This is a genomic window from Paenibacillus hebaui, assembly GCF_051934385.1.
Lineage (GTDB): Bacteria > Bacillota > Bacilli > Paenibacillales > Paenibacillaceae > Paenibacillus.
In genome coordinates this window covers 3,122,465-3,138,766 of record NZ_CP196836.1, presented here as the reverse complement: position 1 = coordinate 3,138,766, position 16,302 = coordinate 3,122,465, and the positions used below count along the sequence as shown (strand labels likewise).

General features: G+C 44.9%; 9 protein-coding genes and 1 pseudogene. 2 read left to right on the top strand and 8 right to left on the bottom strand.

Annotated features, from left to right (window positions below):
- Window positions 1–47 precede the first annotated feature (47 nt).
- From ACR32F_RS13905 to ACR32F_RS13895, 3 genes are all read right to left on the bottom strand, one after another.
- Window positions 48–1,817: an ABC transporter ATP-binding protein gene (locus tag ACR32F_RS13905; RefSeq protein WP_440119254.1), complete on the bottom strand. Its 1,770-nt coding sequence runs from the start codon at window positions 1,815–1,817 to the stop codon at window positions 48–50.
- Window positions 1,814–3,559 carry an ABC transporter ATP-binding protein gene (locus tag ACR32F_RS13900; RefSeq protein ID WP_440119253.1) on the bottom strand — a complete coding sequence of 582 codons (1,746 nt, stop codon included), beginning with the start codon at window positions 3,557–3,559 and terminating at the stop codon, window positions 1,814–1,816. The genes ACR32F_RS13905 and ACR32F_RS13900 overlap by 4 nt, the downstream gene beginning before the upstream one ends.
- 612 nt (window positions 3,560–4,171) lie before the next feature.
- Window positions 4,172–5,407, bottom strand: coding sequence for an MDR family MFS transporter (locus tag ACR32F_RS13895; RefSeq protein WP_440119251.1), 1,236 nt, complete (start codon window positions 5,405–5,407; stop codon window positions 4,172–4,174).
- 144 nt (window positions 5,408–5,551) lie between these two features.
- On the opposite strand from ACR32F_RS13895, the gene ACR32F_RS13890 reads away from it, so the two are divergent.
- Window positions 5,552–7,354 (top strand): ABC transporter substrate-binding protein, encoded by a 1,803-nt coding sequence (locus tag ACR32F_RS13890; RefSeq protein ID WP_440119250.1) that lies wholly within the window; start codon window positions 5,552–5,554, stop codon window positions 7,352–7,354.
- A gap of 130 nt (window positions 7,355–7,484) precedes the next feature.
- On the opposite strand, the gene ACR32F_RS13885 is transcribed toward ACR32F_RS13890, so the two are convergent.
- From ACR32F_RS13885 to ACR32F_RS13865, 5 genes and pseudogenes are all read right to left on the bottom strand, one after another.
- A complete protein-coding gene (locus tag ACR32F_RS13885; RefSeq protein WP_440119249.1) occupies window positions 7,485–9,845 on the bottom strand; it encodes a PAS domain S-box protein in 2,361 nt (786 codons plus the stop codon).
- A 196-nt stretch (window positions 9,846–10,041) separates the two neighbouring features.
- A complete protein-coding gene (locus tag ACR32F_RS13880) occupies window positions 10,042–12,426 on the bottom strand; it encodes a polyprenyl synthetase family protein (RefSeq protein WP_440119248.1) in 2,385 nt (794 codons plus the stop codon).
- 188 nt (window positions 12,427–12,614) lie between these two features.
- Window positions 12,615–13,412 carry a sulfite exporter TauE/SafE family protein gene (locus ACR32F_RS13875; RefSeq protein WP_440119247.1) on the bottom strand — a complete coding sequence of 266 codons (798 nt, stop codon included), beginning with the start codon at window positions 13,410–13,412 and terminating at the stop codon, window positions 12,615–12,617.
- Window positions 13,413–13,891: 479 nt separating this feature from the next.
- Window positions 13,892–14,646: pseudogene (locus tag ACR32F_RS13870) on the bottom strand (SDR family NAD(P)-dependent oxidoreductase).
- A gap of 56 nt (window positions 14,647–14,702) precedes the next feature.
- Window positions 14,703–15,173 carry a DUF6376 family protein gene (locus ACR32F_RS13865; RefSeq protein WP_440119246.1) on the bottom strand — a complete coding sequence of 157 codons (471 nt, stop codon included), beginning with the start codon at window positions 15,171–15,173 and terminating at the stop codon, window positions 14,703–14,705.
- A 140-nt stretch (window positions 15,174–15,313) separates the two neighbouring features.
- Here ACR32F_RS13865 and ACR32F_RS13860 point away from each other — a divergent pair, with 140 nt between their 5' ends.
- Window positions 15,314–16,282 (top strand): bile acid:sodium symporter family protein, encoded by a 969-nt coding sequence (locus ACR32F_RS13860; RefSeq protein WP_440119245.1) that lies wholly within the window; start codon window positions 15,314–15,316, stop codon window positions 16,280–16,282.
- The last annotated feature ends 20 nt before the right edge of the window (window positions 16,283–16,302 follow it).

Here is a 16,302-nt window from a genome sequence, read left to right as displayed (position 1 = left end):
TGTCTGTACGGATTTTTTTCATTTTGTTATATATCGTATATCTTACCCTATCCCACTTTAACCGGTGATTGCTCGCCCTGCCACAGCAGTTGCATCTCTTCATTAGTGGCAAGCAAGTCCGTTAAGGTACCCTCGGCCTCAATTCGTCCATCCTTCATTACGATGATATGATCTGCCTTGGCAAGTGCTGCTCTGCGGTGAGAAACTGCAATGCATGTGACATCTGGCTCTTGGAACAGCCCTTCCCATACGTGCTGCTCTGTTTCCACATCCAGCGCACTGGACAGATCATCAAAGATATACAAGTCTGCTTCTGTCATCAGCATGCGTCCTGTTGCTGCACGCTGAATCTGACCGCCTGACAGCATGACACCTCTTGGACCTACGGACGTTTCAAGACCTTTATCCAGATTTTGAATGTCTTTATCCATAACCGCCAAGCGAATTGCTCTTTCCAGAGAGTTCTCTATACTCCCTTGTTTTCCCTGTACAATATTTTCTTTCAACGTATCACTGAACAGCCGGGGTACTTGCGGCGTATAAGCTGCTCGTGGTGGCATTAGGAACGTAGCCGGATCGACATCTTTTCCATTCCAGCGAATCTCACCCTCTTGCTTGGGCAGCAATCCCAGAAGTGTTCGTACCAAGGTCGATTTACCAGACCCTATTCGTCCCGTAATGACAAGAAATTGGCCCCGCTTCACGCGGAGGCTGATGTCTTGTATCCCATTTGCGGAATCAGGATACTGGTACGTCAGATTGCTTATCTCAAGCTCTCTCAACTTTTCCTTAGGATCTCTCTGTTCATTGGTTAGCTCAGGCGGATCTTCATACAGATAGATCTCTCTGAAATCCATGATCTGGTCTTCCTCCCCAGGACGAAACAAGGTTCGCATGCGGTCAAAGGATACTTTCAGCCGTTTATGTTGAAACACCATATATCCAAATAAAGAAATACTGAATCCAATGTTAGCCAGATAACTTGTGAACAAGGCAAAATTACCTACGGTGAAATGTCCAGCTTTCATCTCAGCGGCACACATCAGGAGTATCAGTCCTGTACAGATGCTGAGAACATGCTGATTTAGTGATCTCATCCACTGTTTGAACAGATTATCACGGAGTGCAGCCTGACGACGTTCTTCATTCAGCTGATTAAACCGCGAAGAGACATGTTCTTCTGCCTGACCCAGCTTCAGTGCTTGAACAGCACCGAAAGTCTCAGCGATGAAACTCGTAATTCGCCCTGTCGCCTCCCTATTTTTCTGGGCATATCTGCGTGCACGGTTACCGGAAAAGTTGTTGAGCAAGGTCACCACGACCAGTGGCAGAACAGCAACCAGCGTGATCTTCCAGTTAATATTCGCCATGATAGTGATGGAGACCACCGCAAACACGAGCCTTCCCCAGAAGTCCACCCAGGATTCCACGTACTCGACCACCTCATCCACATCATCGCGGAATCGACTCATCGCCTCTCCCGGTGAAGCAGGCAGATTACGTCCCGGCCAGCGCATAATTCCCGCGAGCATATTGGTACGCAAAATAGCCTGGATATGATACAAATACGTAACCCACTCGAAGAAGGCAACAAAGAATGTACCTACCCGTGCCATTCTCACCAAGGCAATGAAGATGAGTGGTACGGCGAGCCACATATAATCACTGGAACCCACGGTCGCCCGATCAAAGAACCACTGCATTCCGATTCCCATAGCAAGCGGTAAAGAATGAAATATACACCATAACAAGCCGTTCATCAAAAATAGAAAGGGCCTGAATCGAAACAAACGACCTACAAATCCGGTTACCGTCATGCCAATTCCTCCTCTCGGCCTGTAATCAGCAGTCTGGCATAATGTGAAGCCGGATCGCTGGCAAGTTCTTCCCTTGCTCCGAATTCCAGCACTTTACCATCACCCAACACCATAATTCGATCCACCTTATCCAGAGTAGCAAGTCGGTGTGCAATGATGATTCCTGTACACTGTTTCATCAGTTGATCGATAGCAGACTGAAGCATACTTTCGGTTGCTGCATCCAAGCGCGAAGAAGGCTCATCCAGAATGACCAGACTTGGTTCAGTCAGGAATACACGAGTCAATGCAAATAATTGAGCTTCACCCGCTGACAATGAGGAACCCCCTGCCTTCAGATGAGTATCCAGGCCTGCAGGCTGTGAATCAATCCACTGACTCAGACCGAGTCGATCCGTTGTTTCTTGGATGATCTCGTCCGATACACCTCGGTTAAAAAGCGTTAAATTGTCTCGCAGCGTACCGTCAAACAGCTGTACATCCTGCGTCACCATACCCACCCTGCGATAGAGCGCAGGCAAGGTAAGCTCTGTAATATCCTTGCCACCAACACGAATCGTTCCGCTATCCAGATTATACAGACGCAGAAGAACACGACTGAGACTGGACTTGCCGCTACCCGTACGACCGATGATCCCAAGCCGTTCACCTGGCTTAATGGCAAAGTTAATATTCCGTAATACAGGTTTGTCCTCGTTATAACTGAAGTTCACCTGCTTGAATTCGAGACCAAGGGGCCCTTCTGGCAGTTGATCCTCTCCTCCGTCTTCGATCTCACTGCGCAAAGACAACAATTCTCTGGAACGAAGCATTCCTGATTTCGCCTTCTGGAACTCCTGAACCTGATCTCCCAGCATCTCTATCGGATCATTCAACATCTGAGTATACTGGTAAATAAGAAATAGCGTTCCGACACTGATTACACCTTGCATATAGTAATGAACGCCGAGCATAAGTACGGCAGTTACGGCAAGAGCAAACAGGACGACCGTCGTATTCCATGGAATGACCCGAAGCAGCCAGGCTTTCCTGCCTCTTTGAAATACAATGCGCATGGTACGATAAAAGCGATTCATCACATACGGGACATGTCCGTTGGCTTGAACATCTTCAATCCCTGCGATGCGCTCTTCGATCAATCCAAACAGGGAAGCACTCGCTTCCCGCTCATTCTTGGAGGAGTTTACTCCCAGATTACGAATGAACACCATAAACAGAATGGATAACAGTGTAAATACAGTCATGACCGTTGCAATCGGTACGTTTACACTGAACATAAATCCGAGAATTCCGGCAAGCAATACAAAGCTGCCCACCACCTGTACAATGAACATCGCGAAGAAGTTGGAGATACTCGTTACATCCCCATCCACCCGTTCAATCATCTCTCCAGGTGTCTTCACATTATGAAACCGCATATCCAGACGCAGGCAATGCTTCAGGAGATCTCCCCGCAGTTGATTCGTTGCCCTCCAGGCAACATCATTGCCGAAATAACTCACCGCTACCGTGATCAATTGATTGACTACAGCAACCACCAGAAATAATCCGGCGAGTTGGATCAGATCTGCAATAATTCCACCACTTGCGGCTGTATCGATAAATCGTTTGATAATCTGTGGGTTCAGAAGCTGCAGTCCCGTGGACGTCAGCAACATGATCAAAAGAAATGCCAGCCGACCTTTGACCGGTTTTAAATAACGCAGCAGCCATGACATGGAGCGTTTCTCTGTTTTGGGCACTGGCCTCACCCCTTCGTATAAGAATCTATTCCTATTGTGTAGTTTTGAATAAAATTGGCTCCCACTAAGATGAGTCATACATAATACCATTAAATGCTGTATTTCCGGTCCGCGGATGATTTTTGTTAAGTGTATTCACCATGCTACATTCTCCCTAATTTTCATGATGCTACCATCCTTTCTGCCTGCGAGGCATAATCAATTAAAAATATAACCGCCAAAAACTTCCCTTTCCATGTGAACAGATTGGTGGAATGCATGCAAAAAAGCCATAGATGAACTAATGTTCATCTACAGCTTTGTAACAATAAGAGAACCGTATGGAATAAAAAGCGTTTCCGGGTTTCTCCTCTGCATCGCAATAATGAAGAGCGTCCACGACAGGGTGCACAAACATGACTGTCCAAACGCTACATTTAAAAAATGGATTAGTGTCACTATGCTCATGCCTATTCAGTTATCTATTCAAAATCTGTCCTGGCATAAACATAATTATCATCCCACCCGTTACACATATTTGTTGTTTATTGTATTCGCTTGATCATTATACGTCAAGATAATATTAACTTAAATGTTATTTCCTTCATTCCACATTCATTTTATGTTCTTAAGCTAAACAGTCGCTTCCAATCGTTCTGCTTCCTTTTCCTTGGCGATAAGCCGCGTGTGTGCCATTATAAGAAAAGGTAAGCCCAGTGCAGTCATAAGTGCGAGTGGCACAAAGACGGAAAGACCGTTTCCCGCTCCAAATTGAGTTAATAGCAGCCCTCCCACAATCGGTGCCATTACGTTACCCATATTATTGAATCCAATCGTACCGAAATATGTTCCTTTCCATTCCGGCTTGGCGATCCGGTCAATGAGCATGTCCATCATTGTGAACATCAACACTTCCCCCACCGTGAACAAAATGACACTGATCATCAGCAGCATGATTCCTCCGGCCATTCCAAACAGCAACAGACTTGCAGCGACCATTAGATTGCCAACAATCAGCGGCACAACAGGTGGAAATTTGCTGGCTATCCGCACGACCGGATACTGCACCACAAGTACAGTCAATGCATTGAGTGAAAGCATGTAGGAATACAGCTGACTTCCATTTTCGAAGAGTGGATTTTGCGTCACATACTGGGCTAATGTCGAGCCGAAATGCCCGTAACCGAGTACACAAAAGGTAGTTCCAATCAGTACCGGCAAAAACACACGATCACGGCCCGTAGTGGCCAAAGCATCACGCAAACGCGGCGCGGTGACCTGGGTGTGTTGCGGCAGCTTTCCACGTTGCGATTGGAATTGAAGGAACAAGACCAGGCCATAAACAATATATACCAAGCCCGAGATCATAAATGGAAACGTGGATTGTGCTGAACCGAGCTGAAGTCCGATAATCGGTCCGAATACAACGCCCAGATTGATGGCCGCGTATCTGAGATTGAATACAAGCAACTTATGTTGTGGAGGGGTAATATCTGATAAAAGTGCTCGCGAAGTTGGTTCAAACACAGCCCGGCATAATCCGTTAAGCGTATTGGCGAGAAAGAATACCCATAAGTGCTCAGCTCCTGAAAAAATGAAAAATACGCATGCCCATCCGAATACAGAGACCAGCATGACGATTTTACGCCCGATTCGGTCAGAAATATAGCCTCCATAAAAGCTGACCATCACTCCCGCCAGAGAACTGACTGCGACGGTAAATCCAGTCTGTGTAGGTGTAGCTCCCAGCACTTGAGTAAGATAAATCGATAAAAACGGGATGCTCATGGATGTAACGAGACGTCCAAACATGGTTCCAATAATAATGGTCCATGCCAATGGGTGAATTTGTTGTAAATGTTGCTTCATGCGTATGCTTCTCCTGTTCTCGTTGTTTTGTCTCAGAGGCTGTCTTTCTCGATCTCTTTATGTATAATTGTATGGATTAAAGGGGGAAATAAAAGTGTAAGAAAACGAAGGGACATTTCACCTTTTAGAAAGGAGTACATATACATGGATACCGCAACAACCCATTATATACGCCTGGCAACAGCAAAGGAGCTTTCTTTCAGACTATACGAGCCTGTTCCAGTAACCATAGACAGACTGGCTGCTGCCTTGTGTTGCACTCCACGAAACGTAAAATTCATTTTGCGGAAGCTGGAGGACAAAGGTTTTATTCACTGGCAAGCTGGACTCGGCAGAGGACATCGTTCGGAACTGACGCTGCTGCGCCAAATCAATGAAGCGTTGGAGGAGAGCTTTTTGGAGCTCATTGGCAGAGGCAGAATGAAAGAAGCCATTGAGCTGATTGGCACTACTGAGAAGAATGAGGCCCTTCGGGAACGTCTGCTTCATTCGTTAAATAAACAATTGGGCTTCCACAGTCATGCTGAAACAGCCTCCGGTCAAGATGTGCTGCGCATGATGAGATCACGCAGACTGGGTAATCTGGACCCTGCTTTTGTATATACGGCTTTTGAAACCTACTTACTCGGTCAGGTAGGCAATAAACTGATCACTTATGATGCCAAATCCGATTTATTCCAGCCAGATCTGGCACATATGTGGGAGTGCAGCGAAGATCACACCGTATGGATCTTCTATCTTCGCAAAGGGGTGCGTTTCCACCATGGACGTGTAATGACGTCTAAGGACGTACAAGCCACATTACAGCGATTGCGTGATGTAGCCAGTCCGTCCAACTGGCTATATCGAGATATTGAACGTGCCGAAGTTGCTGGCGATTATTGTATCCGGTTTGTACTCCGTCGCCCCAACCGCTTCTTTTTGCATCTGTTTAGCTGTATACGAATGACGATTCTTCCCTTTGATGTGGACGTAACCAAACAGCTCGTGGGCACGGGTCCCTTTCAAATTACAGAAATAAATGAAGATGCACTTAAGCTGGGCGCATTCGATGCTTATTACGGCATTCGTCCGCATCTCGATCAAGTACAAATCTGGTTTGTTCCCGACCTGGGTCCGAATGATCGATACTATGAACTTCCTGGAACATCTCGTCTGAAGCTGCCATCAACCGATTACAATACAAACAGTATTAATTATCCAGCGCTTGGGTGCCAGTATATGCTCTTCAATTTTCGCAAGGAAGGTGTCCACCATCATCCGAAATTTCGTCAAGCGCTGAGGATGGTATATGACTCCGTGGCACTTGTGAGGGATCTGGGCGGTAATCGAATTACACCAGCAAACAGCTTCTTGCCATGGAAAAGTGCAAAGCAGGACTGGACAGAATCCTCGCTTGAACACGCCCGTGAGTTGCTACATAGCAGTGGGTACCAAGGTGAAACCATTGCCTTATCGTATACCTTGAACAAAGATTCAAAAGCGGCAGAGTGGTTTCAGCGGCGTGCACAAGTCATTGGCCTGCGCCTTGCCATGTATCCCTCGGATAATATCCATGTCGAAGAAACGATAAATACCGAATTGATCATGGCTGAAGAGATTCTGGAGGAAGACTGGCAATATGGCATGATTCACTTTTTCAAAAACCTGTCCAATCATTTTCATATGTGCATGACTCCCGATCTGCAATCTATACTGGATCAAAAACTGGATGATTTCGCCCAACTGCCCAGAATAGAACGTTCAGCGTTGTTAGATGAAGCTGAAAAAATGCTACGAGAGAATAACTGGATTTTGCATGGTTGTCATATGAACAAGCGCGCTCAGCTCGATCAAAGCATCTTCGGTATGCAAACAGCTGAATTCGGTTATATGGACATCTCTCAATTGTGGATCAAAGTCAGCAGTGAGGATTGCTTTTCACAAAAAGAAGGGGCTGTCCCATAAGTCATGAGCATGACGAAGGACACCCCTTGTTTAGGTTATTTTGTTCTAATGTAACGAGCACACGCTATTCGCTCTAACTTGCACAGGTCTGAGGTGTAACGAATCGCAGAGACGTTATTTCTTGGCAAAATCATAGACGTTTCTTTTGTTTCTTCATTTTGTAAAACTCCTCCATCACTTGCATAATGGATTCGCTTTTGATTGGTTTGCTTACATACGCATCCATTCCAGCTTTAAGACATTTTTCCATATCCCCTCTAACTGCATTCGCAGTAACCGCAACAATGTAAGGACACTCATCTGGTTGCAATGATTCCTTGATTGCTTTGGTCGCTTCGAATCCGTTCAGCCGAGGCATGTGTACATCCATAAACACAATATCGTACCCATCTCGCTTAACAGCCTCCACAGCTTCTACACCGTTCATCACATCATTCACAAGATGGCCTTTTTTCTCAATCATTCGGCGCAGAACAAGCTGGTTCACCTCATTGTCTTCCGCGATTAGAATCCGTAGCAGATCTGTCTTATTTTTTTTCTGATGCATATCATAACTGCCGATTCCCTCCATGTTGCTGGTTTTAAACGAAACGGTGAAAACAAATGTAGTCCCCGGTTCACTGGATTCTTCAATCCAGATATCGCCCTCCATAAGCTCTATAAGCTTCTTGCTGATCGCTAGCCCAAGGCCAGTTCCTTGAGGCTTGCGGGCCATGAAATTCTCCAATTGGTAAAACGCTTCAAACAAAAGCTCTCTCTTCTCTGCCGGAATTCCAATCCCTGTATCCTTCACTTTGAATTGAAATTGAACAAGATTACATTCTTGTCCAATAACCTTCACCTCAATATGCACACTGCCCTTCAAAGTGAACTTCACAGCATTTCCGATGATGTTGGTAAGCACTTGTTTGAGACGATAAGCATCCCCAAATACAGGAGTAGGAATCGCCTCATCCAGATTTAGACGAAGATCGAGCTGCTTTTCCCGAACCATTGGTTTTACGATATCAACGGTCTCTGTGACAATCTCCCTCAGATCAAAGGGGTCCTCCATCAAATCGGTTTTACCCGACTCAATTTTGGAAAAGTCCAGAATATCATTAATAATGGCTAATAAAGAATCTCCGCTTTTTTGAATGATTTCAATGTATTCCTTTTGCTCTGCACTAAGTCCAGGCGTATCCAGGAGCAAATCGGTCATCCCGATTACCCCGTTCATCGGTGTACGAATCTCGTGGCTCATCATCGCCAAAAATTCACTTTTGGCCTGATTCATTCGTTCAGCAGTCTCTTTGGCCACAAGTAGTTTTTTCTGTTCTGTAATATCCTTCGCAATCAGATAGAAGCCTACGTTTTTTTCATTAATGATGATGGGAGCAAGCGTGGCTAATGCTTCTGTCTCATAACCATCGATATGTTGAATGGCATTGATTTCTTTTTCCGCCATCTCATAATGGCCATTGAGGATAAGTCCAAGATGATGAAGTCCAATAAACCTGTGGATGCTTGTCCCGATCATTTCCACAACCGGACATCCCGTCATTTTCATGGCTACCGGGTTAGCATTGATGATGTTGCCATCCATGTCAAAAGAAATAATGGCATCATGATTATATTTTTTGAGTGAAGTATAACGTTCCACCGATTCCTGAAGTTTGAATTCAACAAGCTTGCGTTCAGTGATATCCTGCAATGTTCCGTTTAATTGTATCGGTTGTTGTTTTTCATCATAGGTAATCAAGCCTCGCAGATGAAGATACTTTTTCTTACCGTCTGAAGTTGTATGCCGATATTCATAATCAAGCGGTACTCCTTTGTTCACGGATTCGAGACATTTCTTCAACCGTTGTTCCTCTGAGGGCTCCATGTAGGCAAAAATCTCGCTGGCTTTGTAGGTTTTCCGATGATCTATTTCAAATATCTCAAAGATCTGATCCGACATTGAAATATGATCATTGAGCATGTTCCACTCCCAACTGCCGATCATAGCTATCCGTTCAGCCTCTGCACTAATAGTCTCGTGTTTCTTTCTCTCCGATAGGATATCCTGTTCATTGTCAGAGATGAGCTTGAACTTTTTCTCCGTCTGACGAAGCTTTTGTTCAGCTGTTTTACGATCCGTAATATCGACAGCGTGACAAATAAAATAAAGAGGCTCATCGGTTATTTCATTCCAAGCCAAAGATATATGAAGCGATGCCCATGTGACATCACCATTTTTTTGAATGTAACGTTTCTCGTATGCAATCTCCTTCACTTTACCTTCATACAAGTCCCGCTTACTGCTCAAATCCAATGTATTATCATCAGGAAGTGTTAAATCTTCATCATGAAGAAGCATTAATTCCTCCATTGTATAACCCAGCATATTACAAAAAGCAGGATTGACTTTTATCCACTGGCCATTTGGAGTAACAAGTGCAATCCCAATAGGTGATTGATTATATATCTGCTCGAACCATTCGTGATGATCAACCTTTTGAACCTGCATCTTAAGCTCTCCTTTTGGTGTATATAACACAGTATTTTCTTAGTACCCCAATCTGCAATTGTTGAAACATCTTTTTTTCTAAAGATTTGTGTCAGAATATCCAAAATAAAACCTGAATTCTATAGAATACGGAATCCAGGCAACTTTGTTTTATTTTGTATAACCCATTGAGCATGGGATTAGTCCTGGTAAAATGTTACCGTTCCCGTCCAATGATGTAATCCAGCAGATGTTTCAAAAAAGAAATCGGATTCGGCATATCGTTCAACGCGTCAGTCGCGTGACAATAGTGCTTCCACATCTCTTTCTTCGCGTCGTCTTCGCCCAGAATCGACACAAAGGTTGATGTATTGTTCCGCACATCCTGACCAGCCGGTTTACCAAGTACAAGTTGATCCCCTTCCAGATCCAGCAGATCATCCTTGATTTGAAAGGCGATACCCGCATGATATGCAAACTTCTTCAAGGAGGCAATCTCCACTTCCTTCACCTGAGCCAGAATGGCCGGCATCACAAGTGCAGCCTCGAAAGCAATGCCTGTTTTGTAAAAACAAATCATGTTCAGCTGTTCCAAGGTTAGCGATTTGCCTTTGGCATTCAGATCCATCGCCTGTCCCATACACATATCTTCTGCTTTCTCAGCGGAATATCGAATGAGCGTAAGAACCGTTGCCGCATCAAACTGGTCCAATGAGGATTGTTCTCCTATGGCCTTCTGGATGAGAAACAGACCTGTTAGTTCTGCCGTGGCGCTGTTATGCATCTGATGCAGGGTCGAGCGTCCTCGCCGGGTTGAAGCATTATCCTGGGTCGGCAGATCATCGAAGATCAGGGAAGCTGTATGCATGTACTCTAGTGATCTCAACAGCGGCACGATCGACGATTCATGCAATCCATATTCGCGCACACCCATAACCCAGGTTAATATGGGCCTTAGCCTTTTCCCATCCCCCTGCAGACTGTAATTAGCTGCATCAATAAGCGTTTCTTTCATTTCTGGAAGTCCACTCGGTTTAGAGATCTGTAATTCAATATTGATTTGTTCACGAACCTTTCGGATGGTCTGCTGGAACTCCTCTTTCTCCTGCTTGTCATTCTTCAATTGAAGCACGACCTGATCCCGCAGCAATTTATCCAGGAAATCCACATCATCCGCTTTTCGCACCATCTGTTGAACCAGACGATTGAACTCGGGTTGTCCTGAGGCAAAAATATTCATCACTTCGTTGTATTGGTCATGACCCAGCCGCTCTTTACAGCGCTTAAGTCCGTTGATGGCACGATCCAAAATGACCTCACGGGTCTTGGCATCCGAGTTATATACCTCATGAATCAGATGGGAGATGACCGTCCAGTACAATTCATAGGGGTTGATCAGATCGGGACGCAGGTCACGATACTTCAAATAGTACGTGTATGGGGTCACTGCCCCCTCCTCCATATCGTCAAACATATCGGCAAAATCATCCGCCAGCTGATTGTAAATCCCGTAATAGAATGTCCGCAGATCAAAACCTTCATCCATGGGAGCACTCAGAACAGAACGAACAATTAATCGTGAGGAAGAGGATTTAATAATAATTGGGATATACAGTTCTTCATTGGTATAATTCGCGTTGGATAGTTTCTTCGCACGGTCTGTTTCCTGAGACTGAAAGAATACATAGGATTGCTCGAAAAAAGTCCGTTGCATCTCAGGACGCTGATAGTTTTTGATATATTCAAATGCTTCCCGAAGCTCGGAATGTACATATTGAATGACTTCAAGGTTGGACCCGTTCCACTCTCCGATGTCCGGCACATTCCCGGTAAGAAGTGCCTCCCGGATCATAAGGGAATACTGTTCTTTCTCTTGCACAGTCAGCGCCTGTGAATCAAGCAGATCGTCAATAAAAGGATACGTTAACCCGTAGGAATAGCCGAGTTTGATGGCCGCATCAAATCTCTGCGCACGTTCTTCAGGTGGCGTCTGATCGTTCATTTCGTCATCTACGTGCAGAACAACCCCGAGAATGATTTTGATGAGTTTTCGCTGTGCCTGTTCTGCATCGAGCTCCTTCGGGATGTTGGAAGCAACGTTTTTTAATTTGTTCATCACCCAGATAATCGTCGTTTCGATGTTTTCCTTCTGCCCCCACCGGTACAACGCAGTGGGACTGATATAGTCCGGCTGTTCCTTGCGATTGGTCGTATTGGAGCGCATAAAGTATTTTTTTGTATCCTGTGCAACGCGCTGAATACGGACCTGGGTATCTGGAGAATCTAGGGCCTTTCCCAGATCTCTCATATAAATGTATGAAATACTCCGATCCAGGTATTCATCCAGCTTGCCCGTAACATTCAGCCACTGGATATATCTATGAACATCCCGGGAATCCGGTTTTCTTTTCCTTGGTGATATAAGAGATAGCCAGGAATAACGATGAATGTGTTTTTTTTGCCATAAATGAATGTCTTGCGTAAGTGCAGTTGTATACGTATTATCCATAAGTTGTTTATAAAGAGAAGTAAAATACTGAGCTGCCTTCTGCTCAGCCAGGCCATATCCAGCATCAGCCTGATCTGTAAGTACGTTATTCATAGGATGGATACCTCAACTTCTATTAATGTTAAACATGTATCCATGAAAGGAGTATGAGGGTGCTCCATGGACGAAAACGGAGTGAATTCATGGTGTAACCAATCCGCCAGCTCATGTTCATAACCTTTATACGGCATTCAAACGTTTTGGTTACGAAATCGTCATGGATGCTACAAACTTACGTCATTTCACAAAATGGAAGACCATACCTTCACCGCTGTAATGGCGATAAGCACAATTAATCCATATCGAAGCACGCTTACATTGATCATTGAACTGACCCTAGAGCCAAGGGATGCCCCAAGCAGGCTCCCGATCACCGTATAAATGATAGGTTCAAGCGGAATGTCTCCACCCGTAACCTTGCCAACAACACCACCAATGGCGGAGATAAACACAATAGCTAGTGAAGAAACAATCGTGGTCCGGGTAGGTATTTTGAGCACCGTCAGCATGATGGGAATAAGGATAAAGGCCCCACCAGCACCAACAATTCCTGAAACGATTCCTACTGCAAAAGCAGCCCCTACCGCAATCATTTTGTTAAACACCAGTGGATCTGATGTCTCAAGCTTCCCCTTACCGGGAACCAACATGAGTACAATCGCAATAATCGCCAGAATGCCATAGATCAGATTAATAACCCTTCCGTCCAGATAACCGGATATCAACCCTCCGATCAGACTTCCAGCAAGAATACTGGAGCCCATGTACAGCACTAATTCGCGGTGAACGATAGCCCCACCATTTGTTCCATTTCCCGCTTTTCTGCGGTATGCAATTACACCAGCCAGTGAGGCAAAAAAAACCTGAAACATACTAATTGAGGATACCTCATGTGCCGAGAAAGGCTCCAATCCCATCAGGGATGGAACATATAACAATAGTGGATAATTGATAATGGCCCCACCAATACCCAACAAACCAGAGAAGAATGAACCGACCAGACCCAGTATAAACATGATGACAAAAAGCAGAAGATCCATCGGTTATGCGCTTCCTTTCGTGCAATATAGATCTCATTTCGATACAACTCAAAAGTGGTATACACGGCGAATATTATCAGTTATAATGAAAACCAAGTAAATTAATCCGAAATGAGTGATTAAGCATGTTTAACGTGTTCAAGACTCTTTTTGAAAATAAATGTCCACTGTGCAACGAAAAATTACAAGTTCATAATGATGCATTATGTGCTACCAAAAGCTGCTCTCAATGTCACTACAAAGAAGAGAGCTATGGCTCTCTGGGCGTACGTATCGTCTATGACACCACAAAATGATAAAAGATACAGCCTTGCTAATTGTATCATGATCTCTGAATTTTCGGGACGATTCGACAAACTACTTCTATGACATAGGCCACGATTACTCTATATTGAAAATAAAAAAAACGGTGCCAAACGAATAAATCGTTTAGCACCGTTTTTTTCTGTTTTTCTAATGAATTTCCATAGAAGCCTTGCTTATTTGGTTTTGAAGCTGAGGAAGCCATCGTCTACGGCAACGGTTGTACCGTTCACTGCACTTGCAGCATCACTGAACAGGAATGTAACGACGCTGGCAACTTTCTCCGGTTGGATAAGCTCTCCGCGCATATTTGGGTAGCAAGTGCATCCTTCATCGCTTTGTCATCACCCAGAATCGGTGTTTCGATAAAGCCAGGTGCTACACCTATTACACGAATTCCATGCTCGGCGAGTTCCAGTGCGCCTGATTTGGACATCATCACGACGGCTGCCTTGGCTGCATTGTAGTTGAAGCTGCCTACTGCCGCTACACTTCCATAGATCGACGCTGTATTTACAATGGTACCTTGCACATTCAATTCAACCATTTTTTTCGCACCATAATACATGCCATAGTACACACTGTGCTGGTCTACATCAATGACTCTGTGATAGGATTCCGGGTCCATCTCCAGAAATGGCTTCACAAGTCCAATACCTGCGTTATTAAAAATACCATTCAGTGTTCCAAATTTCTCTACTGTCCAATCAATCAGGGCCTTGATCTCGTCCCCTTTGGATACATCCACTTTGTAGGCGCCAGCTGTTCCGCCCGCGGCTTGGAGCTCCGATGCTACTTGTTTGGCACCCTCTTCGTTATAGTCTGCTACAACGATGGTTGCTCCCTGTGCAGATAATTGAATCGCTGTTTCTTTCCCGATGCCACTTGCTCCGCCCGTAATAATAATCACTTTTCCATTGTGTTCAGACATTACGCAGGTCTCCTTTGATTAACTTGGCAGGCAGCGCTCTAAAGCAGAGATTTTTCTTATTCCTTCTCAAGCCCGCTCAGCGGATCTTTTAAACTGTTGATATTGGAGATCAGTTCGGGAATCCCCGTTTTCTCCCAATTTTCTGCCGTAAAGCCCTGTTCTGCAATCGTGGTCTCGAATCGATCTACAACTTCGGTTAATTGCGTATTATAACTGACCAGATTCTCATGAATACTTTCTCCGATCGCTGGCGCCTTCAGCTGAGAGAACTCACTCGCTTCGGCTTGAATCTGATCGATTTTTTCCTGAACCTGAGCTGTCACTTCCGGGTTGTTCACCGCACCTGATGCGAGTTCCTGAAGCTCTGTTCCGACGTTCGATACTTGTTCTATATAATCCGTTGCTCCACTTACATAATTCAAACTTTGATTCGCTTGTTCCACGACAGAACATGCCGAGATCACAAGAATACTTGAAGCAATGAGGCCTGTCATCATCAAGGTATGCTTTCTCTTCCGTTTAAACATGACCATCTCCCCTTCTGATTAATGAAGTACTTCTTCCACACTCATGATAACTGGTCAGGCTACTCCATTGCAAATGGTCTGCATTCCGCGTTATTAACATGTATAATAAGAGAATCATACGGTAAAAGGATGTCATGAATATGCTTCAGGCTTTAAACCAACGCTTGAATCGCATCATGCCACTAATTACTCCAAGCAGCATTATTATTGGCGTGTTATGCGGGAGTTTTCTTTCTTCTTATACCTTTTTATCCCCTTGGCTCTTTGCGTTCATGACGTTCGCTGGAAGTATCAGTCTTGGGATACGGGATTTTGTGAATGTGCTGAAGAAGCCGTTCCCCCTGTTTGTATGTCTGTTTATTTTGCATCTGGCGATGCCTCTAATTGCGCTGGGTATGGGTCATTTGGTCTTCCCTACAGATGCGTACACGATAACAGGCCTTGTTCTGGCAGCCGTGATTCCAACAGGAATAAGCAGCTTCATCTGGGTTAGTATCTACCGGGGCAATATTGCACTAACACTGTCCATCATTCTGATTGATACTATGCTCGCACCTTTCGTGGTACCCGGAGTGTTATCTCTGTTAATCGGCACCAGCGTGACACTGGATATATCGGCGATGATGAGCAGTCTGTTCTGGATGATTGTTGTGCCATCCCTGCTCGGCATGCTTTTGAATGAGTGGACCAAAGGCGCCATTGTCCCGGTCTGGGGACCGAGGTTAAATCCGTTATCCAAATTGTTTATGGCAGCCGTGGTCGCGATTAATGGATCTGTCGTTGCACCTTACTTGGTCGATTTCAACTGGAAGTTGGCTGGTCTTGCGGTCATCATTATTTTCCTCGCGTCGTTCGGCTATGCTCTGAGTTACTTCATTGCCCGATTGTTGGGCTGGAATGAGGCCGATCAGGTCGCTCTGGTGTTCAATGGAGGCATGCGTAATATTAGCGCAGGCGCAGTACTCGCTGTTTCCTATTTTCCGCCTCCTGTTGCTGTTCCGGTTGTTCTAGGGATGGTGTTTCAGCAAATGTTAGCCTCACTGGCCGGATATCTGCTCGGTCGTCGTTCTCAGCTTCTGCAAAAAGCAGAGAAGACATCTGCGGCCTAAGAAAATACTGGAATGTTTAA

What these genes read in the sequence shown, in the direction of transcription:
- ACR32F_RS13905 (WP_440119254.1), bottom strand. Translation starts at nt 1,817, where the DNA reads ATGACGGTAACCGGATTTGTAGGTCGTTTGTTTCGATTCAGGCCCTTT.
- ACR32F_RS13895 (WP_440119251.1), bottom strand. Translation starts at nt 5,407, where the DNA reads ATGAAGCAACATTTACAACAAATTCACCCATTGGCATGGACCATTATT.
- ACR32F_RS13890 (WP_440119250.1), top strand. Translation starts at nt 5,552, where the DNA reads ATGGATACCGCAACAACCCATTATATACGCCTGGCAACAGCAAAGGAG.
- ACR32F_RS13885 (WP_440119249.1), bottom strand. Translation starts at nt 9,845, where the DNA reads ATGCAGGTTCAAAAGGTTGATCATCACGAATGGTTCGAGCAGATATAT.
- ACR32F_RS13880 (WP_440119248.1), bottom strand. Translation starts at nt 12,426, where the DNA reads ATGAATAACGTACTTACAGATCAGGCTGATGCTGGATATGGCCTGGCT.
- ACR32F_RS13875 (WP_440119247.1), bottom strand. Translation starts at nt 13,412, where the DNA reads ATGGATCTTCTGCTTTTTGTCATCATGTTTATACTGGGTCTGGTCGGT.
- ACR32F_RS13865 (WP_440119246.1), bottom strand. Translation starts at nt 15,173, where the DNA reads ATGTTTAAACGGAAGAGAAAGCATACCTTGATGATGACAGGCCTCATT.
- ACR32F_RS13860 (WP_440119245.1), top strand. Translation starts at nt 15,314, where the DNA reads ATGCTTCAGGCTTTAAACCAACGCTTGAATCGCATCATGCCACTAATT.